The sequence below is a fragment of the Lysinibacillus sp. 54212 genome, assembly GCF_036662795.1.
Lineage (GTDB): Bacteria > Bacillota > Bacilli > Bacillales_A > Planococcaceae > Lysinibacillus_B.
On the sequence record NZ_JBAFWZ010000007.1, the window covers coordinates 133147 to 156011 of the forward strand.

General features: G+C 38.9%; 23 protein-coding genes. 18 read left to right on the plus strand and 5 right to left on the minus strand.

The window, feature by feature from the left end; genetic code table 11:
* From pknB to spoVM, 5 genes are read left to right on the plus strand one after another with little or no spacing between them, the layout of a single operon-like run.
* Positions 1-1959, plus strand: a complete 1959-nt coding sequence (pknB, locus tag V4T18_RS07035; RefSeq protein WP_332648070.1) for a Stk1 family PASTA domain-containing Ser/Thr kinase — start codon at positions 1-3, stop codon at positions 1957-1959.
* A gap of 12 nt (positions 1960-1971) precedes the next feature.
* On the plus strand, positions 1972-2853 hold the full coding sequence (rsgA, locus tag V4T18_RS07040; RefSeq protein WP_332648072.1) for a ribosome small subunit-dependent GTPase A: 882 nt from the start codon (positions 1972-1974) through the stop codon (positions 2851-2853).
* 2 nt (positions 2854-2855) lie between these two features.
* Complete coding sequence (gene rpe, locus V4T18_RS07045) at positions 2856-3521, plus strand: ribulose-phosphate 3-epimerase (protein WP_332648074.1); 666 nt, start codon at positions 2856-2858, stop codon at positions 3519-3521.
* Positions 3518-4159, plus strand: a complete 642-nt coding sequence (locus V4T18_RS07050) for a thiamine diphosphokinase (protein ID WP_332648077.1) — start codon at positions 3518-3520, stop codon at positions 4157-4159. The genes rpe and V4T18_RS07050 overlap by 4 nt, the downstream gene beginning before the upstream one ends.
* Before the next feature lie 12 nt (positions 4160-4171).
* Positions 4172-4258: a stage V sporulation protein SpoVM gene (gene spoVM / locus V4T18_RS07055; RefSeq protein WP_332648142.1), complete on the plus strand. Its 87-nt coding sequence runs from the start codon at positions 4172-4174 to the stop codon at positions 4256-4258.
* An 86-nt stretch (positions 4259-4344) separates the two neighbouring features.
* Here spoVM and V4T18_RS07060 read toward each other — a convergent pair whose 3' ends face one another.
* The 4 genes from V4T18_RS07060 to V4T18_RS07075 all read right to left on the minus strand — a co-directional run bounded on the left by V4T18_RS07060 (position 4345) and on the right by V4T18_RS07075 (position 6387).
* Positions 4345-4770: a DoxX family protein gene (locus V4T18_RS07060; protein WP_332648080.1), complete on the minus strand. Its 426-nt coding sequence runs from the start codon at positions 4768-4770 to the stop codon at positions 4345-4347.
* A 297-nt stretch (positions 4771-5067) separates the two neighbouring features.
* On the minus strand, positions 5068-5256 hold the full coding sequence (rpmB, locus tag V4T18_RS07065; protein ID WP_049668398.1) for a 50S ribosomal protein L28: 189 nt from the start codon (positions 5254-5256) through the stop codon (positions 5068-5070).
* 607 nt (positions 5257-5863) lie between these two features.
* Positions 5864-6106, minus strand: a complete 243-nt coding sequence (locus tag V4T18_RS07070) for a hypothetical protein (protein ID WP_332648087.1) — start codon at positions 6104-6106, stop codon at positions 5864-5866.
* A gap of 143 nt (positions 6107-6249) precedes the next feature.
* The gene (locus V4T18_RS07075) at positions 6250-6387 is read right to left on the minus strand and encodes a hypothetical protein (RefSeq protein ID WP_332648089.1); all 138 of its coding nucleotides are present in this window, start codon (positions 6385-6387) and stop codon (positions 6250-6252) included.
* Between the two features lie 252 nt (positions 6388-6639).
* Between V4T18_RS07075 and V4T18_RS07080 the strand changes: the two genes are divergently transcribed.
* The 4 genes from V4T18_RS07080 to sdaAA all read left to right on the plus strand — a co-directional run bounded on the left by V4T18_RS07080 (position 6640) and on the right by sdaAA (position 10396).
* Positions 6640-7002, plus strand: coding sequence for an Asp23/Gls24 family envelope stress response protein (locus V4T18_RS07080; protein ID WP_332648091.1), 363 nt, complete (start codon positions 6640-6642; stop codon positions 7000-7002).
* 18 nt (positions 7003-7020) lie between these two features.
* A complete protein-coding gene (locus V4T18_RS07085) occupies positions 7021-8667 on the plus strand; it encodes a DAK2 domain-containing protein (protein ID WP_332648093.1) in 1647 nt (548 codons plus the stop codon).
* Positions 8668-8814: 147 nt separating this feature from the next.
* Entirely contained in the window at positions 8815-9477 is a 663-nt protein-coding gene (sdaAB, locus tag V4T18_RS07090) for an L-serine ammonia-lyase, iron-sulfur-dependent subunit beta (protein WP_332648096.1), read from the plus strand.
* 13 nt (positions 9478-9490) lie between these two features.
* A complete protein-coding gene (gene sdaAA / locus V4T18_RS07095; RefSeq protein WP_332648099.1) occupies positions 9491-10396 on the plus strand; it encodes an L-serine ammonia-lyase, iron-sulfur-dependent, subunit alpha in 906 nt (301 codons plus the stop codon).
* A gap of 61 nt (positions 10397-10457) precedes the next feature.
* Here sdaAA and V4T18_RS07100 read toward each other — a convergent pair whose 3' ends face one another.
* A complete protein-coding gene (locus V4T18_RS07100) occupies positions 10458-10868 on the minus strand; it encodes a GNAT family N-acetyltransferase (protein ID WP_332648101.1) in 411 nt (136 codons plus the stop codon).
* Between the two features lie 397 nt (positions 10869-11265).
* On the opposite strand from V4T18_RS07100, the gene recG reads away from it, so the two are divergent.
* The 9 genes from recG to ftsY all read left to right on the plus strand — a co-directional run bounded on the left by recG (position 11266) and on the right by ftsY (position 22804).
* Complete coding sequence (gene recG, locus V4T18_RS07105) at positions 11266-13314, plus strand: ATP-dependent DNA helicase RecG (protein ID WP_332648103.1); 2049 nt, start codon at positions 11266-11268, stop codon at positions 13312-13314.
* Between the two features lie 109 nt (positions 13315-13423).
* A complete protein-coding gene (gene fapR, locus V4T18_RS07110) occupies positions 13424-13996 on the plus strand; it encodes a transcription factor FapR (protein ID WP_332648106.1) in 573 nt (190 codons plus the stop codon).
* The gene (plsX, locus tag V4T18_RS07115) at positions 13996-14979 is read left to right on the plus strand and encodes a phosphate acyltransferase PlsX (RefSeq protein WP_332648108.1); all 984 of its coding nucleotides are present in this window, start codon (positions 13996-13998) and stop codon (positions 14977-14979) included. Before fapR ends, plsX begins: the two co-directional genes overlap by 1 nt.
* A gap of 31 nt (positions 14980-15010) precedes the next feature.
* Positions 15011-15964 (plus strand): ACP S-malonyltransferase, encoded by a 954-nt coding sequence (gene fabD / locus V4T18_RS07120; protein WP_332648111.1) that lies wholly within the window; start codon positions 15011-15013, stop codon positions 15962-15964.
* Positions 15964-16707 carry a 3-oxoacyl-[acyl-carrier-protein] reductase gene (gene fabG / locus V4T18_RS07125; protein WP_332648113.1) on the plus strand — a complete coding sequence of 248 codons (744 nt, stop codon included), beginning with the start codon at positions 15964-15966 and terminating at the stop codon, positions 16705-16707. The genes fabD and fabG overlap by 1 nt, the downstream gene beginning before the upstream one ends.
* A gap of 87 nt (positions 16708-16794) precedes the next feature.
* Complete coding sequence (gene acpP / locus V4T18_RS07130) at positions 16795-17031, plus strand: acyl carrier protein (protein WP_332648116.1); 237 nt, start codon at positions 16795-16797, stop codon at positions 17029-17031.
* A 189-nt stretch (positions 17032-17220) separates the two neighbouring features.
* Positions 17221-17982, plus strand: coding sequence for a ribonuclease III (gene rnc, locus V4T18_RS07135; RefSeq protein WP_332648118.1), 762 nt, complete (start codon positions 17221-17223; stop codon positions 17980-17982).
* A gap of 1 nt (position 17983) precedes the next feature.
* Positions 17984-21556 carry a chromosome segregation protein SMC gene (smc, locus tag V4T18_RS07140; RefSeq protein WP_332648121.1) on the plus strand — a complete coding sequence of 1191 codons (3573 nt, stop codon included), beginning with the start codon at positions 17984-17986 and terminating at the stop codon, positions 21554-21556.
* A 3-nt stretch (positions 21557-21559) separates the two neighbouring features.
* Positions 21560-22804, plus strand: coding sequence for a signal recognition particle-docking protein FtsY (ftsY, locus tag V4T18_RS07145; RefSeq protein WP_332648123.1), 1245 nt, complete (start codon positions 21560-21562; stop codon positions 22802-22804).
* The last annotated feature ends 61 nt before the right edge of the window (positions 22805-22865 follow it).

Genomic DNA, 22865 nt, shown 5'->3' on the forward strand with positions numbered 1-22865 from the left:
ATGTTTGTAGGTAAACGTGTAAGTGACCGATACAAAATTTTAGAGCTTATCGGTGGCGGCGGTATGTCGCATGTATATTTAGCTCATGACATGATTTTAAATCGAGATGTAGCGATAAAAATACTACGTTATGATTTTACAAATGAGGCTGAGTTGCATCGACGTTTTCAACGAGAAGCCTTATCTGCAACGAGTCTTTCTCATCCTAATATTGTAAGTGTATATGATGTCGGTGAAGACGGTGATATGCATTATATCGTTATGGAATACATTAAAGGGAAAACATTAAAGCAATACATACAAGAGTTTTCTCCTTTATCACCAGCACGCAGTGTCCATATTATGAAGCAGCTTACGTCTGCTATTGCACATGCACATGAAAATGGAATTATTCACCGTGATATTAAACCACAGAATATATTAGTTGATGATGATGGAAATGTAAAAATTACTGATTTTGGCATTGCGACGACGTTAAATGCAACGAGCTATACACAAACTAATTCGGTCATGGGCACAGTGCATTACTTATCGCCAGAGCAAGCCCGTGGAGGAATTGCTACAAATAAATCAGATATTTATTCGTTAGGAATTGTGCTTTATGAACTGTTAACAGGAGAACTACCATTTTCAGGAGAAAGTGCGGTTTCTATTGCCTTAAAGCATTTGCAATCAGAAACGCCATCAGTGCGAGCGTTTGATGCAACGATTCCACAAAGTATAGAAAACATCGTATTAAAGGCAACTGCTAAAGATGCAAATCATCGTTATGAAAGTGTAGAAGATTTAGAAGAAGACTTAGCTTCAGTCTTATCACCAGGGCGTGCAAATGAGTTGAAATATATGCCTCCTTTAGACGATGAAGCAACGAAGGCAATTCCGATTATTAAGGAAAATCTTCCTATTAATGATATGATGCAAACGAAAATGATTAATAAAGTGCAGGAAGGGTCAAAGCCAGAAACACCAAAAGCTACACCCTCTTTGAAAAAGCCGAAAAAGAAAAAATGGCCAATTATTGTAGGAACCATAATTGGGCTTGCTGTGATTATAGTGATTGCAATCTTTGCCCTTACTCCATCAAAAATAGAGATTCCTGATGTGACCAATCACACGATTGAAGAGGCAACAAAGATGCTTGAAGAAGCTGGGTTTGTTGTCGGTAAGGAAGAAGAGCGGCATTCTGAAGAAATTGAAGAAGGAAACGTTATCGGAACAGATCCAGAAGCCGGGAAAACCCGAGTAGAAGGTTCGGAAATCAATTTAATTGTTAGTATTGGTCACGAGCCTGTCGAAATGGAAAATTATGAAGGTCGTGATATTGATCAAGTCATGACAATATTAGAGAATGATGAATATGAAGATATTGATATCGAGTATGAGTATTCGGATGATGAGGTTGGTACGATTATTGCCCAATATCCAGCTGCAGGTGAAGAGATTATCGTGAAAAATACAACCATCACCTTCACTGTTAGTAAAGGAAAAAATACTGTTTCAGTAGCGAATTTAAAGGGCTATAATGAATCTGCATTAAATGAATACGAACGTAGTTCAGGCTTTATAATTAAGGAAGTTTCAACCGAATATTCTGATACAGTGCCAGCTGGTAGTGTAATCTCTCAAAAGCCATCTGCAGGGACGAAATTAGAAGAGGGAAGCACAATTCAAGTTGTCATCTCAAAAGGTCCTAAGCAAAAGCTTGTAAAATTCTATAAAAATACCGTTGTCATTCCATATGAGCCTGAAGAACCTGAAGAAGAACAAGAGGTTCGAATTTATATTAGTGATAAAACGAATACAATGGAAAAACCAATTGAAGTATTTTCAATTATGGAAAATACAAGATATGGTATTCAATTAGAGGTTGAAGAAGGCAAGAAGGCGAGCTATAGAATCGAACGTGACGGAGTTATTATTGAACAAAAAGAAATTCATTACGACGATTTGAAGAGTTAAGGGAGGCATTTCATGGCGCAAGGCCAAATTAGAAAAGCATTAAGTGGCTATTATTATGTTGAACAGGACGGGGAATTAATTCAGTGCCGGGGTAGAGGAGTATTCCGAAACCGCGGCGAATCTCCACTTGTAGGAGATATAGTAGATTATACAAAAGAGGGCGAGTCAGATGGATATGTAATGAAAATTCATCCTCGCAAAAATGATCTTGTGCGCCCACCGATTGCTAATGTAGATCAGGCAATACTAGTATTTTCTGCTAAAGAGCCTGATTTCAATACAATTTTATTAGACCGATTTCTTGTTGTTTTAGAGTCGTTTCATGTTGAACCGATTATTTGCTTAACGAAGATGGATTTAGTAACGGATGAAGAATTATTGGGTCTTCAACAATATATTGCTGACTATGAAGCGATTGGCTATACAGTATTATCAACATATAAAGATGACCCTACTTTACTAACAACTCTAGAGCCCTTTTTAAAAGGAAAAACAACTGTACTTGCTGGACAATCAGGCGTAGGAAAATCAACAATGCTTAATACATTAATTCCAGCATTGAATTTAAAAACGGGTGTAATCTCACAAAGCTTAGGGCGAGGTAAGCATACGACAAGACATGTTGAACTTATTGAAGTGTGTGGTGGGCTTCTGGCTGATACACCAGGTTTTAGTTCTTTTGATTTTGATACCATCGAAAAGGAAGAGTTAACAGCTTGCTTCCCGGAGTTTGCACGAATAAGTGAACATTGTAAGTTTCGCGGCTGTTTACATATTAAGGAGCCGAAATGTGCTGTAAAAGAAGCGCTCGAAACAGGTGGAATTCGCCCATATCGTTACGAGCATTACCAACAATTTTTACAGGAAATACTAGATCGAAAGCCGAGGTACTAAAAATGATTAAAATTGCACCATCTATTTTAGCTGCAAATTTTGCGAAATTAGGAGAAGAAGTAAAAGAGGTAGAGGCTGCAGGAGCAGAGCTTATCCATATTGATGTAATGGATGGGCACTTTGTACCGAATATTTCATTTGGAGCAATTGCATTAGAAGCGATTCGTCCTCTATCAACGTTACCGATGGATGTTCATTTAATGATTGAAAATCCTGATCAATATATTGAACAGTTTGCAAAGGCAGGTGCAGACTATATTACTGTACATGTAGAGGCTTGTCGTCATCTACACCGTACTATTCAATTAATTCGTTCATTTGGTGTGAAGCCAGGTGTTGTACTAAACCCTCACACGCCGATAGAATCGATTCAACATATTTTAGAAGATATAGATATGGTGTTATTTATGACCGTGAACCCAGGTTTTGGTGGTCAGAAATTTATTGCATCCGTGTTACCGAAGATTGAAGCATTAGCTAACATAATTAAAGAGCGTGGGCTGAAGATTGATATTGAAATTGATGGTGGTATTACAGCCGAAACAATTGTTCCATGTGCAAAGGCAGGCGCAAATATTTTTGTAGCTGGTTCCGCCATCTATGGTAAAGAGGATCGTGCAGCGGCTCTACAGGAAATTAAACAAGCTGGCCTTGCAGCGATTCAATGATTGTAGCAATCTGTTCGGGTGGTCCAAATGAAGAAGTCTATCCATTAGAAAAGCTTGAAGCAGACGTTTATGTTGGTGTTGATCGTGGGGCGTCTTATTTACTTGCTAGGAATATCACACCAACTGCAATTGTAGGTGATTTTGATTCTGTTAGTCATACGGAATGGGAAGAAATTTCAACGGCGGTTACACATGTAGAGTCTTTTCAGGCTGAGAAGGATGAAACCGACACAGATCTAGCACTTCTTAAAGCGCTTGAGTTCAACCCGACACAGATCATTGTAACTGGAGTGACAGGAGGACGCTTAGATCACTACGAGGCAGCAATGCGTTCCGTATATCGCATGCAACGTATCAATCCTAAGATTCAATTTATAGTCGTCAATAAGCAAAATGAGCTGCAATTTCTTTTGCCCGGTCGCCATGAATTGACATCAAAAAAGGATTTTCGCTATCTATCATTTTTTGCGTACGGGGAGCAGGTTCTTGACGTTACACTGCGTGGAGTAAAATATGAGACGACCCTAGAAACAATAGAACAATCCTCGTCACGCTTTACAAGTAATGAAATCGTTTCGAATAATGCGTATATTGAATTCTCCAAAGGCATATGTTTAATGATAAGAAGCATTGACTAAGGGGGAGCGTTATTGAAGGTATACACATTTCAACTACCAAAATTTTTAAGTAGTATGACGCGCGCGTGCATCAAGTTATTTAAACGTGAGAAGAAATAAGAAGGGGCGACAGAGCGCTATTATAGCGGTTTGTCGCTCCTTTTTATAGGGTGATAGTATTCAAGGATTTTATACTAGTCATAATATTAGCTACGAAATTTGTTCTTTCTTTTATTGCTTGTCTTTTTTTTATCGATAAATAGTCCATCTAACGCTAAAAAGCGACTGCCTGCTAGTAAAAGGTATAGAGCTATCCCTATTAGTGCAATATTATATTCATAGCCATTTAAAAAACCTTGCTCAAATGTGACAGTGACAATTGCGCCAATCATAATAGCGATAAATAATAAAGAGATAAATCGCGTGGAAAACCCGATAATTAAGAAGAAACCACCGATTACCTCTACTCCGACTACACTGTACCCAACAACTTCGGCGTATGGAATATTATAGCTTTCAAACCTGCTAATTGTTTCAGTTATGCCTCCTTGAAACTTAGCTAATCCGTGAATAATGAATATCCCACCTAACACGATTCTTAAAATGCATGCACCTATCTCATTTTTTATCATTCTACAAATCCCCCCTCATAAAGTTCTTTTTACTATCTTATTGTAAGAGGTTTAAAATAATTCAAATTATGGAGAGAGATTTAACATTATTAAAGGGCATTAGAATCTTTGGGTTCATAGCTTGTTAGCTGGCAGTACATAATAAATGTAGGGGAAATAATATGTAGGAGTAACTGTGTTGATGTTATCATTTGGCTATATGCAGGGATTTTATGAATGATAATGGCATTCCAATACTTAGTGTGAAGAACTAGAAAAAGAAAAAAGCACCGACTATTGTCAGTGCTTCGGACGCGATTAAACGCGCTCAATTTTACCTGATTTTAATGCACGAGCAGAAACCCATACGCGTTTTGGCTTACCGTCAACTAAGATACGAACTTTTTGAAGGTTAGCACCCCAAGTACGTTTAGAAGCGTTCATAGCGTGTGAACGGTTGTTGCCTGTACGAGCTTTACGGCCAGTGATAACACATTGTTTTGGCATGTAAATTCCCTCCTTACAGTTGATCTGAAAGCTTTTTTTCAGTTCGATATTTCACATACCATAATAATTTAACATAGACGTACGGTCGTTGCAAGACATTTCGCACATACTTTCAAGAAAAAAACCTTTACAGTATAAATTTCATTCATAAAGTATTTTGGCTTGTTAAGATAAGGAATGTAACATGTAAAATTGTTAGAATTAAATACTTTAATGTGAACGAGTAGACGAAAGCTAACGTTTTCTTTTTTAAACAGAATTATAATAGTATATTAGATGCTTTTTAACCCAATCTGAAAATTATTATGTAGCAAGCGTTTTCGTAGTACAATTTACCAAATGACCTCGAAAATAGTCCCGTTTACTTTTAGTGTTACACTATATATCGTAACCGTTTCCTTTTCCTTAAATTTGTGCTCATACACCTTATAGCGTGTGCCTTAAACCATATAGGGCATTATAAGTAGATAGCCTGTCACCACTAGAAATTTTCACAAATGGATATAATGTGCCGCAAACTGAAATTAGATTTCTACCGTGCTAGGAGATGAAAAATAACGTATCATCATTCTATAATGTTAGTATTCTGTGTTAGTATCAATTACGTCTAGGGATGTCGTGTGCTCTGTAAAGGGGCGATTGCTTCTATTTGTGTACTTATTTTGTTACCTTGCTTTTCTGTATTTAAGTAAGAAATACCAGAGAATAATATGTATAAAAAAGCGATTAATCCATAAATATTTCCTATATTCTCTAAATCCTTTAAAATGACAAAAATGGACATAAAGCAGATTAAAGAGTATACAGCAGTTACTATAGTTAAAATAAATAAAAGTACCTTTTTCTTCATTAAAGTCTCACCTCCTGCTCTTCTATTTTGTTGGTAAAATAAGTAAAATCACATAATAAAAAAACGGAAAATGATTTTTCCTGGAAGTTTCAAATCATTGGGATGGGTAATGTACTATCAAAAAATATAACAAAACAGTCTGGTTACGTTAAGAAATCAATTAAATTTGTAGAAAATGTATCCTGGTGATTAACCTTGTATACGAGGAATAATTGAATTGAAACTAGCCTGTTGATTGCAGAAGGTAACGGATTTATTTGGTTAACAGTTACTATAAACATTTGGCAGGTCAACGACAACAATTATAGAAGCCTGCCTATTTTCGTCTTATAAAAATGCCTACTAGAGCATTTAAAATAACCTCACTTTTAGCTCAAATAATAAGTGTTTATATACATCGTTTTACACAATTTATATTGTGGTAAAATCTAAGAAATATTGATAATATAAGGGTTGATGTTTTCAATTCTGTACTATGTAGTGTAATAATGATACAATAGAGATTAGTCAAAAAGAGCCAAGGGGGCATACTTATGTCAGTAGAATTAAAAAATGAATTCGGCCAAATTGATATTTCGAATGATGTAATTGCACAAATCGCTGGTGGAGCTGCTATTGAATGCTACGGTATCGTAGGTATGGCATCAAAACATCAAGTTCGTGATGGTTTAACAGATATTTTACGAAAAGAAAATTTTGCAAAAGGTGTAATTATTCGTCAAGAAGGTGAAGATTTACACATTGATATGTACATCATCGTAAGCTATGGTACGAAAATTTCTGAGATTGCTTACCAAGTTCAATCGAAAGTAAAATATACAGTAAATAAAACACTAGGTATGAGCGTAAAATCGGTCAATATATTTGTTCAAGGCGTTCGTGTAATGAATGTGTAATAGGAGGGTAAGAATCGAATGAAGTCTTTAGACGGAATTAAATTTGCAGAGATGGTACAAATGGGTGCACACCATCTTTACCAAAATGCAAGTTATGTAGATTCATTAAACGTATTCCCTGTTCCAGACGGGGATACGGGTACGAATATGAATTTATCCATGACATCTGGTGCAAAGGAAACCGAAGTGAATGTACAAGAGCATATTGGTAAAACTGCACAGGCGTTATCAAAGGGTTTATTAATGGGGGCACGAGGGAATTCTGGCGTTATTTTATCGCAATTATTCCGAGGCTTTGGAAAGTTCATTGAAAAAGAAGAAAGTATCGACGCAAAAGGTTTAGCAAATGCGTTCCAAGCAGGTGTGGATACAGCTTATAAAGCAGTAATGAAGCCAGTTGAAGGGACTATTTTAACTGTTGCACGTGAAGCAGCGGCAAAGGGTGTAGAAGTTGCTCAAACTGAGGATAATCTTATTGCTGTAATGGATGCATTCGTCGCAGAAGCGAAGGCATCATTAGATCGTACACCTGAACTCCTACCTGTTTTAAAAGAAGTCGGTGTTGTAGATAGTGGTGGACAAGGCTTACTATTTGTCTACGAAGGATTCCTAGCATCCCTTAAAGGGGAGCCGCTACCAGCAAAAAATGATGCTACATTAGATGATTTAATTAATGCAGAACATCATCGTGTACAAGACTTCATGAACACAGAAGATATTGAGTTCGGCTATTGTACTGAAATTATGGTACGCTTTGAGGCTGATAAAGCACCGTTTGATGAAGAACAGTTTCGACTAGAGCTAGATCCGATGGGTGATTCGTTACTTGTAATTTCGGACGATGAAATTGCAAAAGTACATATCCACTCAGAAACACCAGGTGCCGTACTAGCAGCAGGTCAAAAATATGGAAGCTTAATTAAAATTAAAGTAGATAATATGCGTGAGCAACATTCTGCGATTGTGAGCGAGCCGTCTCAAGCGGCGCCTGTTGTGAAAAAAGAGCACCATCCGTATGCGGTTGTGACAATTGCGATGGGTGAGGGAGTAGCGAACCTACTTCGTTCAATCGGGGCATCCTATGTAATTGAAGGTGGCCAGACGATGAACCCTTCAACAGAGGATATTGTTAAAGCGGTGAAAGAAATCGGTGCGGAACGTGTACTAATTTTACCGAATAACAAAAATATTATTATGGCAGCAGAACAAGCAGCAGAATTACTTGATATTGAAGCTGCTGTTGTACCAACAAAAACGATTCCACAAGGGATGGCTGCCATATTAGCCTTCAATCCTGAAATATCAGTTGAAGATAATAGAGCGAATATGACAAAGGGCTTTGAGCATGTAAAAACTGGTCAAGTTACATTTGCTGTTCGGGATACATCCATTGATGGTGTAGAAATCCATAAAGATGATTATATGGCTTTAGCGGAAGGTAAAATTATTTTATCAACACCAGGTATGATGGACGCCGCGAAGGAAGTAATTACGTCTTTAGTAGATGAAGATTCAGAGATCATTACGGTGATATTTGGGGAAGATGCAACTGAAGATGAAGCGAATGAACTTGCTAGCTTTATTGAAGAGAACTATCCAGACGCAGAAGTAGAAATTGTGGAAGGAAAGCAATCACTCTATCCTTTTATTTTATCAGTTGAATAATCGTTAATTACGAATAGGGCAGTGCACGTTTATGACGTGTGCTGCCTTTGTTAGTTTTACCGACTAAAAGTTTGAATATTTTGTGTCGGATTATTCATTCTGATACACTTGAATTATAAGAAAATTGATAGGTAGGAAGGTGCCGAAATGAAATTTACATCCGTATTTGATATTATAGGTCCGGTTATGATTGGTCCCTCATCTTCCCATACTGCTGGGGCTGCACGTATTGGCCGGGTTGCAAGAGATTTATTTGGACGTCAGCCAAAATGGGTGAAAATCCATTTGTACGGTTCTTTTGCGGAAACATATCGCGGACATGGTACAGACGTAGCGATTATTGGTGGATTATTAAACTATGATACTTTTGATGAACGTATTAAAACTGCTTTTGACGAAGCGAAAAAAGCACATTTAACCTTTGAATTTCTACCAGAAGAGGCACATCGTGAACATCCAAATACTGCGCGTATTGTGATGGGGGATAGTGAAGGAGAAATGAGCGTAGAGGGGATCTCTATCGGTGGAGGGAAAATCGAGATTAGTGAAGTGAACGGCTTTAAGCTTCGTCTTACAGGTGGAATGCCAGCTATTCTTGTTGTTCATAAAGACCGAGCTGGTTGTATTGCAAACGTTGCCAACTGTTTAGCGATGCACGATGTAAACATTGGTCATATGGAAGTGTCGAGAATTGAACGTGGTCATACAGCGCTTATGGTCATTGAGGTAGATCAAAATATTGACGAACGAATTTTACAGCAGTTATCCTATATTCCGCATATTACAAAAGTATCGAAAATAAACAATTGAGGGGCGAGCGAACGTGGACGTATTATTTCAAAATGTTAGAGAGCTTGTGGCGCTTGCAGAAAAAGAAAATAAACTGATCTCTGAAATTATGATCATACAAGAAATGGCGATTACCGGTCGAACGCGTGAAGAAATCTTTACACAAATGGATCGTAACCTTACAGTAATGGAGGAAGCAGTAGAGCGTGGATTAAAAGGAGTGCAATCTGTAACGGGCTTAACAGGCGGTGATGCAGTATTAATACAAAACTATATTGCTTCAGGGAAATCGTTAGCGGGTGAGCTGTTACTCGATGCGGTAAGTAAAGCAGTTGCAACCAATGAAGTAAACGCTGCAATGGGAACAATATGTGCAACGCCTACAGCAGGTTCAGCAGGTGTTGTACCAGGAACACTTTTTGCAGTAAAAAATAAATTAAATCCATCTCGTGAGGAAATGATTCGATTCCTATTTACATCCGGTGCATTTGGTTTTATTGTAGCGAATAATGCATCAATCTCGGGTGCTGCTGGTGGCTGTCAGGCGGAGGTAGGTTCTGCAGCAGCAATGGCTGCAGCGGCAATTGTTGAAATGGCAGGCGGAACACCGCAGCAGTGTGCAGAAGGCTTTGCCATTACGCTAAAAAATATGCTAGGGCTTGTTTGTGATCCGGTAGCCGGACTGGTTGAGGTGCCTTGTGTAAAGCGAAATGCAATGGGTGCAGCCAATGCCCTTGTAGCTGCGGATATGGCGTTGGCAGGGGTTACAAGCCGTATTCCATGCGACGAAGTGATTGGTGCTATGTATCGAATTGGTCAGGCAATGAGTCCGAATTTAAAGGAAACTGCAAGAGGTGGTCTTGCAGCTACACCAACAGGGAAAGCGATAACTAAAGCGATATTTGAAAATGGTGGACTACAGAACGTTCAGTCAAATTAATAATAAATTAATAAAGGGGACTCACAAATAGGATGAAGCATCTTATTCATGAGTCCCTCTGTTAATTCAATTTTGCAAATGCTACAAGGGTTCCTTGATCACACGAGATGAATCCGTTTTTTTCATAAAAATGTCGTACATCAGGCGCTTCTTCCGTTAACAAAACTTTTTGACGAACATCTTTATATTTTTCGATAACCCGTTTCATTAATTCTGTGGCAATCCCTTGATTTTGACGGCTTTTTAAAACCAATATATCTTGTATATACAGGATCGTAAGACCATCTCCGACAACCCTAATTAGTGCAATTAGTTTTTCGCCTTCCCATGCAGATAATACATATAGAGAATTGGCTAATGCTTGCTGTAATTGATTTATATCCTTTGTATATGCATACCACTCTACATCTTCATAAAGTGCTTTTAAATCTTGCTGATTCATTCTCTTTTGTTCTTTATAAATAATTTTCAACTTTGTCCCTCCTCAAAATAATTATTTTGAAGAGTTTAAACGTAATTTATCCACTGTCTCATGCCTCCTCTCCCAAGTAGTTATATATAAATTGATTAAGTTATTTATGTTTTGATTATACCTAAATATACCAACTGAAGAAACTTTTTGCATAGCTTTGTCGAAATTATTTTTTGAATAGAGTCATACAATGATTATCTTAGTATTGCTAAATAAATCTATGATACAGTAGATAGGAAAGAAGTTTAACTAGACCTCTTTAAATCGACTTAAAGTTAAGAAGAATCCTAATTAAGTACGAAGCTAAGAAAGGAGGGAGGCTCTTTTGAATTATTTAACTAGTATGCATCATTAGGAGCATACACATCACAAATATTTAAAAGAGCTGTCGAGAACATTGTTAGATAGCATAAATGAACCTGTTACAAGCTTAAAAGGAATCGGTAAGGAAACCGCTGAGCAGCTTGCAACACTTGGAATTCATACTATTGAAGATCTAGTTTGGACATTTCCTTATCGTCATGAGGATTTTAGATTAAAGGATTTAGTAGAAACGCCACATAATGAGCGAGTAACGATTGAAGCACGTGTAGAGAGTATGCCAGCGGCCGTGTTTTTGGGCAAGAATAAGCAACGATTAACAGTTAATGTATTAGCCGGAAGGCATTTAGTGAAGGTTGTTTTCTTTAATCAAAACTACTTACGACAAAAATTAGTACCAGGTACTATTATTACAGTAACAGGTAAATGGGATAGGGGGCGACAAGTTATTGTCGGTTCGTCTGTTTCGTTTGGTCCTAAGCATGAGAGGGTCGATTTTGAACCGGTTTATAGCCTAAGGGGGAATATTGGGCAAAAACGTTTTCGTAAATATATGAGACAGGCGTTAGATGAGGTTAGTACTATAATTTCTGAAACCTTACCACCTCAGTTACGAGATAGCTATAAATTAGTATCCATTGTAGAAGCCCTAGAAGGTGTTCATTTTCCGAAAGATGCAAATCATGCAAAACAAGCAAGACGTCGCTTTGTTTATGAGGAATTGTTATCATTCCAGCTCCGAATACAAGCATTACGAAAGGCGCGAAAGGATAATGAGCAAGGTGTTTCTATTCACTATGATTTATCCAAGCTACGGCAATTTATTGCTTCGCTCCCTTATGAACTGACTGGCGCACAAAAGCGTGTTGTAAATGAAATTTGTAAGGATTTAAAGGAGCCCCACCGTATGAATCGATTGCTTCAGGGAGATGTAGGCTCGGGGAAAACAGTGGTAGCTGCAATTGGTTTATATGCAGCGGTTACTGCTGGTTATCAAGGGGCGTTGATGGCACCAACTGAAATTTTAGCAGAGCAACATGCCCAATCGCTACGAGCATGGTTTGCCCCGATAGGTATTCGAGTAGAATTACTTTCAGGGTCAACAAAAACAAAAGTAAGACGAGAGTTACTAGATGGATTAGCAACTGGTGATATTAATATATTAATTGGAACGCATGCCTTAATTCAACCAGATGTTAGTTTTAATAAACTAGGCTTTGTTATAACGGATGAGCAGCATCGTTTCGGTGTAGAACAGCGCCGTGTATTGAGAGATAAAGGAGAAAATCCTGATGTGCTCTTTATGACGGCTACACCAATTCCACGTACTTTAGCCATTACGGCATTTGGGGAAATGGATGTATCCATTATCGATGAACTTCCTGCTGGACGAAAGAAAATTGAAACACATTGGCTAAAGCATGAACAGCTTGGGTCTGTGCTAACGAAAATGGAAACGGAGCTACGTAGTGGCAGACAAGCATATGTTATTTGCCCTCTAATAGAAGAGTCAGATAAATTGGATGTACAAAATGTGGTAGAAGTTTATGAGGGGTTAGTAACATATTTTAATGGTAGATACCAAGTAGGGTTAATGCATGGTCGACTCCATCCGGATGAAAAGGATTCCGTTATGCGAGCGTTTAGTGAAGGAGAAATTCATGTTCTTGTATCTACGACCGTTGTTGAGGTTGGGGTAAACGTACCGAATGCAACATTTATGGCCATCTATGATGCGGAGCGATTTGGATTAGCACAGCTTCACCAACTACGTGGACGTGTTGGCCGTGGAGAGCACCAATCCTATTGTGTACTTATAGCGGATCCGAAAACAGATGAAGGTAAAGAGCGAATGGTGTCTATGACTGAGACAAATGACGGCTTTCGTTTAGCTGAAAAGGATTTAGAGCTACGTGGACCTGGGGATTTCTTTGGTAAAAAGCAGAGTGGTTTACCAGAATTCAAAATGGCTGATTTAGTACATGATTACCGTGCGTTAGATGTAGCTAGACAAGATGCTGTAAAACTAATTAATGATAATCACTTTTGGGAATTGGAAGAATATGAACCTCTTCGCGTGATGCTTGAAAAATCAGGAGCACTGCAAGGAGAACGAATAGATTAACGAGTAGAACGCAACAATAATACGAAAAGTTGTTGCGTTCCTTTTTTTATACATGTATACTGCTATTAGTACCAAGTGCTAATACTAAATAAGAAGGTGACGAGTGACGATGAAACTTACAAAAAAAGATCGCCAACTTAAGCTAACAGAAACAATAACAGATAATCCATTCGTCACTGATGAACAGTTAGCCTCTAAGTTTGCTGTAAGTGTTCAAACGATTCGACTAGACAGAATGGAGTTATCTATTCCTGAATTGCGCGAACGTATAAAGGATGTAGCGGCTAAAAACTATGAAAATGAAGTAAAGTCGTTACCGCTCGATGAAGTAATTGGTGAAATTATTGATATTGAATTAGATAATCGTGCCCTATCCATATTTGATGTAGGTGAGGAGCACGTATTCCAACGTAACGGTATTGCAAGGGGACATCACTTATTTGCACAGGCTAACTCGCTTGCGGTAGCTGTAATAAATGACGAACTTGCATTAACGGTAAAATCTAACGTTGCATTTGTGAAGCCTGTAAAAGCAGGGGAGCGAGTTGTAACAAAAGCAGTCGTGCGCACACAACACTCAGAAAAAAATAGAACATTCGTTGACGTTATATCAACAGTAGACAATGAAGTAGTGTTTAAAGGTGAATTCGAAATGTATCGCACGAAAGGTGGAAATATATAATGAAATTAGCAGTAGATGGAATGGGTGGCGACAACGCACCACAAGCCATTGTAGAAGGAGTTCTTCTAGCACTAGAAGATTTTTCTGATATTGAGATTTTACTTTATGGTAAGCAGGATGAAATGAATCCATATTTAAAGCAGCATCCACGCCTACAGATTATTCATTGTGAAGAAGTAATTGAAGGAGAAGACGACCCTGCGCGTGCAGTTCGTCGTAAAAAAGACTCATCAATGACACGTATGCTTGAAGCGGTTGCAGATGGTACTGCAGATGCTTGTCTTTCAGCTGGAAATACAGGAGCGCTAATGGCGGGTGGTTTATTTAAAGTTGGTCGTATTGATGGTGTAGCGCGTCCAGCTCTTGCAACAACGCTTCCAACAATAGATGGTAATGGATTTTTAATGCTTGATTTAGGGGCGAATTCGGATGCTAAGCCGGAGCATATTTTACAGTATGCCATAATGGGTGATATTTACGCCAAGAAGGTACGCGGCTATAGTGAGCCCCGCATCGGTCTATTAAATATCGGTACGGAAGAAAAAAAGGGAAATGAGTTAACAAAAGCATCATTCGATCTTCTTCAAGAAGGCCATATAAACTTTGAAGGGAATGTAGAGGCAAGAGAGCTTTTAAACGGTGTGGCAGATGTTGTTGTAACAGATGGTTTTACAGGGAATATGGTATTAAAGTCCATTGAAGGAACAGCAGGTGCCTTATTTTCAATGTTAAAAGGAGCTTTTATGGCTTCAACAAAGTCTAAACTTGCAGCAGTTCTCGTAAAAAATGACTTGAAAGAATTAAAAACAAAAATGGACTATACAGAATACGGTGGTGCAGCCTTATTCGGCTTAAAAGCACCTGTAATCAAAGCGCATGGTTCTTCAAATGCGAGAGCGATTTACAGTGCGATAAAGCAAGCTCGTACAATGGTTGAGCATGATGTATGCACAACGATTCAAGAAACGATCTCAAAAGCATAATGTATTATAGATAACAAAGGGGAACAGAACGATGACGAAAATAGCTTTTATTTTTCCGGGACAAGGCTCACAACAAGTAGGGATGGGTGCAGAGCTTGTTGTAAATAGTGAAGAAAGTAAAGCATTTTATAATCAAGCAGATGAGCAGCTTGGCTTTGAATTATCGAAGCTAATGCTAGAAGGCCCGCAAGAGGAGCTAACATTAACGTACAATGCTCAACCAGCCCTGTTAACAACAGCGGTAATGGTTGCTTCAAAGCTAATGAAGGCAGGAATAAAACCGGACTATACAGCGGGTCATTCATTAGGGGAATATAGTGCATTAGTCGCTTCAGGAGTAATGTCTTTTAGCGAGGCTGTCCAGATTGTACACAAACGTGGTTTATTTATGGACGAGGCTGTACCTGCTGGTGTAGGTGCTATGGCAGCTATATTAGGTTTAGAGGCTGAGGCATTACGTCAAGTAACAGATGCGGTTACAAATGATAGTTCTCATAATGAGGTTGTTCAAATTGCTAATATAAACTGTCCAGGACAAATTGTTATTTCTGGTACTGCGAAAGGCGTAGAGTTAGCAAGTATTGCTGCAAAGGAAGCGGGTGCTAAACGGGCAATTCCGTTAGTAGTGAGTGGGCCATTCCATTCTGAATTAATGCGTCCCGCTTCAGAAAAATTACGTGGAGCAATAGCTGAAATTTCCTTGTCAGCTCCACAAATCCCGGTTATTGGAAATGTTTGGGCGAAAGAGTTAAAGGATGTTTCGACAATCGAGCATGAATTAGTAGAGCAAGTATACAGTCCTGTTGATTGGGAAGGGTCTGTTCGTGAAATGATTGCACAAGGTGTAAACGTCTTTATCGAATGTGGACCGGGTAAAGTATTAAGTGGTCTAGTGAAAAAGGTTGACCGTTCAGCTGCAACCTATTGTGTATACGATGAGGCGTCATTAGAGGCGGTTATTGAGGCGTCAAAGGAGTGGGCTTAATGAGTTTAAAAGGTAAAACAGCAGTGGTGACTGGCGGTTCGCGCGGGATTGGTCGCGCAATTTGCTTAGAGCTAGCACAACAAGGTGCAAATGTTATAGTGAATTATAGTGGTAGTGAGCAAAAGGCAAAGGACGTAGTGGCAGAAATTGAAGCACTCGGCTCTAAAGCGGTTGCTGTACAGGCGAACGTCGCAGATACGGATTCGGTACAGGCTTTAATGCAAACAGCACTCGATGTCTTTGGTTCGATTGACATTTTAGTAAATAATGCGGGAATTACTCGTGATAATTTATTAATGCGTATGAAGGAAAATGAATGGGATGACGTCATTAATACTAATTTAAAAGGTGTGTTCCTTTGCACGAAAGCGGTCACTCGTCAAATGATGAAGCAACGCGCTGGGCGTATTATCAATATTTCGTCAATCGTTGGTGTTGCGGGGAACCCAGGACAAGCAAATTACGTTGCAGCTAAGGCGGGGGTAATTGGATTAACGAAAACAACTGCGCAAGAGCTTGCGAGTCGAAACATTCTAGTTAATGCTATTGCGCCTGGCTTTATTACGACAGAAATGACAGAAGGCTTACCAGAAGATATAAAAGAAACAATGTTAAAGCAAATTCCATTAGCAAAGCTAGGACAACCGGAAGATATTGCAAAAGCAGTTGTATTTTTAGCGTCAGACAATGCTAACTATATTACGGGACAAACGCTGCATATTGATGGCGGTCTAGTGATGTAAGATGGAAAAGCATAAGTGTAAGTGTTAGGATTGACAAGGACTAAGTAAGACTCTTACGTTTTCCTATATTGAGGGGAGGTGACCGATTTGACTACAGTATTAGAACGCGTAACGAAAGTAGTCGTTGACCGTTTAGGTGTTGACGAAAGCGAAGTGAAAGTAGAAGCTTCTTTCCGTGACGATTTAGGTGCAGATTCATTAGATGTTGTTGAGCTTGTAATGGAACTTGAAGATGAGTTTGACATGGAAATTTCTGATGAAGACGCAGAAAAAATTGCGACAGTTGGTGACGCAATTTCATACATTGAAAGTAAAGTAAGCTAAAATATAAAGAGGCACGTTTCAACGCGAGTAGCGTTGATAACGTTGCCTTTTTTCAGTTGTTTTAAAATAGATTATGGAATGTGTATGAAATAAAGCGATTGTGAGCGATAATTTGTAAGAATCCCTTTGCGCAAACGATACGAACAATGTAAACTAAACGTTAGAAACTAGTAGGAAGGCAGATAGTCCATGACGATAAGAAAAAAAGGAATTAATCAGAAATCTGGCGTGTTACCAGAAAGAGTACGCGTTCAATTTCAAATGCTACAAGATGGGCTGAACATTCAGTTTGACAACAAAAATTTATTATATCAAGCATTCACACATTCATCCTATGTGAATGAACATCGTCGTAAACAATTTACGGACAACGAGCGACTAGAATTTTTAGGAGATGCAGTACTTGAGCTTTCTGTTTCGAAGTATTTATTTGAAAAATTCCCGCAAATGAGTGAGGGTGAACTAACGAAGCTTCGTGCATCGATCGTTTGTGAGCCCTCACTAGTTATTTTTGCCAATGAATTAAACTTCGGACAATATGTCCTTTTAGGTAAAGGAGAGGAGCTAACCGGTGGGAGAGAGCGTCCAGCCTTACTTGCAGACGTATTTGAATCTTTTGTTGGAGCACTATACTTAGATCAAGGGCTCGATATTGTTGTTGCATTTCTAGAGCGAATTGTTTTCCCGAAAGTGGAAGTCGGTGCTTTTTCGCATGTTATAGACTTCAAAAGTCAGCTACAAGAAATGGTTCAGCAGTCCAACAATGGAATATTGAATTATGAAATTGTAGATGAGAAGGGTCCAGCCCATAATCGTACATTTGTATCGCGAGTTTTATTAAATGACAATGAACTTGGAATTGGGCATGGGAAATCGAAGAAAGAGGCTGAGCAACGAGCAGCACAATGTGCGATGAGCATATTAAAGAAACAGGGACAGGAAGGGGATTAATATGTTCTTAAAGCGCCTTGAAGTAATTGGCTTCAAATCTTTTGCAGAGCGTATTGGTATTGATTTTGTCCCCGGTGTGACGGCTGTAGTCGGTCCCAACGGAAGTGGAAAGAGTAATGTTACAGACGCTATTCGCTGGGTATTAGGCGAACAATCTGCAAAATCACTACGTGGTGCCAAAATGGAAGATATCATCTTTGCAGGAAGTGATTCACGAAAGCCATTAAATTTCGCTGAAGTAACACTTGTATTAGATAACGAGGACGAACAGGTTGGCATCCCTTACACTGAAATTAGTGTGACGAGACGTGTGTATCGTTCAGGTGATAGCGAATACTTGCTAAATAATCAGCAATGTCGCCTGAAGGATATTACGGACTTGTTTATGGATTCTGGACTCGGCAAAGAAGCATTCTCGATCATTTCGCAAGGTCGAGTAGATGAAATACTAAATAGTCGACCTGACGACCGTCGCTCTATTTTTGAAGAGGCGGCTGGCGTATTAAAATATAAGCAACGTAAAAAAAAGGCTGAGCATAAGCTTGTCGAAACAGATGAAAACTTACATCGGGTATTAGATATTTTACACGAGCTTGATAGCCGACTTGAACCATTAAAAATGCAGGCGTCCTCAGCTAAAGATTATTTACGCATGACTACTGAGCTGAAAGATTTCGATATAGCATTAATTGTCCACGACTCCCATGAATGTGAACAAGCATTACAAACAATGAAAGCGGAATTCTCTGACCTAGAAGCGAAGGAGCTGCTCCATGCAGCGGAAATCGCTACACTTGAAAATAGTATGCGTCAAGTCCGTGATGATTTAAAGGCGCTTGATGCCAGCCTAGATACTTCACAAGCTCACTTAGTTGAGGCGACGGCTGAGGTTGAGCGTTGGGATGGTCGCAGAGCGTTGATCAATGAAAAACGCTCAAATGCAGAAAAACATTTAAATCAGCAGCGTGAAGCATTGCAAGAAGCAAAGCAAGAGGCAGGGCAACTTGCTGAAAATGAAGCAGAAAAAAATCAATTATTCTTACAAAAACAGCAGGAGCTTGGGCAATTAAAACAGGCGATTAAGAGGCTAGAGCAGGCATTAACTCGCTCAGCTTCAGAGATTGAAAAGGAAATCGAAGCTTCGAAAAATAGTTATATTGATTTATTAAATGAAGAAGCAACCGTAAAAAATGAGTTAAAGCATATCGAACAGCAGCTCGTGCAACAGCAGGAAACAGCAGAACGAATAACAGATCGTTCGTCTGAAATGCAAAAGGAGCTTGCTAGCATCGTTGCGCAAAAGAATGATGCAGCAAAACTATTACACAATGCTCAACAGAAAATACAAGATCAACTTGCGCAATTTGAGATTATTGAGCTAGGGCTAAAGCAGGCGACATCTAAATTTGATGAAAAGCAAGCTATGTTATATAAAGCTTATCAGCACCATCAACAGTTAAAAGCGCGTAAAGAAACATTAGCGGAGCTTGAGTCGGATTTTTCAGGTTTCTTTCAAGGGGTTAAAGAGGTACTTCTTGCTCGAGATAAAGGTGAATTAGCGGGTATTGAAGGAGCGGTCGCGGAGCTTATTCAAGTGAAAGGTGAGTATTCTCAAGCGATTGAAACAGCATTAGGTGCAGCCTCTCAACATATTGTGACGGTAAATGAACAGCATGCGCAGCAAGCAATAGGTTGGTTAAAATTAAAGCGCGCTGGTCGTGCTACATTTTTACCGAAAACAGTTATGAAATCGCGCAAGGTATTGCCAGCTCAGCTGTCCCAAGCTATGGAGCATCCAGCGTTTGTAAATGTAGCCTATGAGCTCGTTACATATGAAGAATCCAATCGTACTATTATTGAAAATTTATTAGGGAATGTCCTTGTAGCATCTAACCTACAAGGGGCAAGCCAGATTGCTCGTCTTGTTGGTTTTAAATACAGAGTTGTCACACTTGAAGGAGATATTGTAAATGCGGGTGGTTCACTAACTGGAGGAGCTAATAAGCAACAGTCATCCTTATTTACTAGAAAAGCAGAGCTTGATACATTAACGGCAAAAATAGCACAAATGGAAAAATCCATTGAAGAGGCTGAAAAAACAGTAGCATCGGAAAAAGAACGAATTGCTAGTTTAAGAAATGAGCTCGACGAAATTAAGCTGCAAGGGGATGAATTGCGCGTTCAAGAGCAAAACCATCGTGCTACGCTGTTAGAACTTGAAATGACAGAAAAAAGTTTACAAGCAAATGTCACAATCGCATCGTCAGAACAATCATCTATGTCTACTCGTGGTGTTACGCTAGCCGAGCAAAAAGAACAGGTAGTGGGACGTTTGCAGGAGCTTACTCATGAGCTTAAAAAAATAAATGAACATGTTGAACAATTAACGTTGGCGAAGGCGCAAGGGGACACACAAAAGGATGTTCTACGTGAACAATTGGCACAGAAACGTTCTGAGCAAGCTGTTGTGCAGGAACAGTTAACACAAATCCAAGTAGCAACGGCTGATATTGCAATAAATTTAGCAAAAGTAAATGAAACAATCGAAAAAATTTCCCAGGAAATCGAGTGGCTTCAGTCTGATAAGGGATCAAATGGTCATACGTTAGAGGAAATTCAACGAGCAGAAATTGAATGGTCAACAAAACGTCAAAATTTAACCGACACTATTCAACAACAACGCGAGAATAAAGAAGCATTACAGCAGCAAGTGACTACTGTTGAAGAAAAACTGAATGAGAAGCAGCGTATTCATAAAGGGTTTGTTGAAGCGATTAATGCATTAAATATTAAACGGAGTCGATTAGAATTCCACCAAAATAATTTATCCTTACAATTAGCAGAGCAGTACGAGTTAGAAATTGAAGAAGCCCAAGCTATTGCAACAGACATTGCGGATGTTGAGCAAGTGCGCCGTAAAGTAAAGCTGTTGAAGCAATCAATTGAAGAGCTAGGACCTGTAAATTTAACTGCTATCGATGAGTTTGAACGTGTGCAAGAGCGCCATGAATTTTTAACAGAGCAGCGCAGTGATTTACTTGCCGCAAAGGAAACATTGCATGAGGCAATTAAAGAAATGGACGAGGAAATGACAGCTCGCTTTAGCGAAACGTTCTCAAGTATACGTACACAATTTAAAGCGGTTTTCCGTGAACTATTTGGTGGAGGACAGGCGGATTTAGTATTGATTGATCCGCAAAATTTACTTGAAACAGGAATTGAAATTGTTGCACAGCCTCCAGGTAAAAAGCTACAAACATTAAGTCTTCTTTCGGGTGGAGAACGTGCATTAACAGCGATTGCACTGTTATTTGCAATCTTAAATACGCGTCCAGTACCGTTCTGTATACTTGATGAAGTAGAAGCTGCTTTAGATGAATCTAATGTTGTACGCTACAGTCAATATTTAAAGAAATTTAGTCAGCATACGCAGTTCATCGTTATTACACATCGTAAAGGAACGATGGAAGGTGCAGATGTATTATATGGTATTACAATGCAGGAATCGGGTGTTTCCAAGCTTGTGTCTGTAAAGCTAGAAGAGGATGTCCAAATGGTTGGCGAAGGAGTGTAAAACATGAGCTTTTTTAAACGCTTAAAAGAAAAATTAATAGGTAGTAATGAGGATGAAAAGTTACAACAGGAGCAGGAGTTAGAGATTGACAAAGACGAAAAGGAAGATGGGTCTGCATTAGATGCTACTAGCGAGATGATCTCCCCTGTAGAAGAAACTCAAACAAACGTTACTGAAGAAGAAAGCACTGAGACTGTTGTTGAGGTTCCTAATGTAGAACAAGAGAGAGTAGACGCAGTAGAGGAAGTTATTGAAAGCCAGCCTGAGGAGCAAAAACCTTCTGCTTGGTCAATTACACAAAAGTTTAAAATGGGCTTAGCGAAAACTCGTGATTCATTTACTTCTAAAGTAAATGATTTAGTTGCTCGATATCGCAAAGTGGATGAGGATTTCTTCGAGGAACTAGAGGATGTATTATTACAGGCCGATGTTGGCTTTGAAACAGTAATGGAATTAATGGATAAATTACGCTTTGAAGTACAGCGTAAAAATATTAAAGATACAAATGGTATTCAATCAATTATCTCAGAAAAGCTAGTTGAAATTTATGAATCTGGCGAAGAAAACTTAACTGATTTAAACATTCAACCTAAGGGTGATCTAACGGTTATTTTATTTGTTGGTGTTAATGGTGTTGGGAAAACAACAACAATCGGTAAATTAGCTCATCGACTTAAAACGGAAGGGAAATCTGTGTTATTAGCTGCTGGAGATACGTTCCGAGCAGGTGCCATTGATCAGCTTCAAGTATGGGGAGATCGTGTAGGCTGTGAGGTTATTAAGCAGGCAGAAGGCTCAGATCCTGCAGCTGTTATGTATGATGCGATTCGAGCGGCTAAAAACCGTGGGGTAGATGTATTAATTTGTGATACAGCTGGACGCCTTCAAAATAAAGTTAATTTAATGAACGAGCTTGAAAAGGTTCATCGTGTGATTTCTCGTGAAGTACCCGATGCACCACACGAAGTTCTGCTTGCATTAGATGCAACGACGGGTCAAAATGCACTTGTTCAGGCGCAAATGTTTAAAGAGGCTACAAATGTAACAGGTATTGTATTAACGAAGCTTGACGGTACAGCAAAGGGTGGTATCGTATTAGCGATTCGAAATAAGCTACACATTCCAGTGAAATATGTAGGTCTTGGTGAAAAAATGGATGATTTACAGCCGTTTGATGCTGAGCGTTATGTATATGGTCTATTTGCAGAAGGTATTGAAAAAGAATTACAAACAATGGACGAAGAATAAACGTGTGAGGCTGGGACATAAGTAAAGATTTTATAGAAATCAAGGAACACCTATAGTAAGA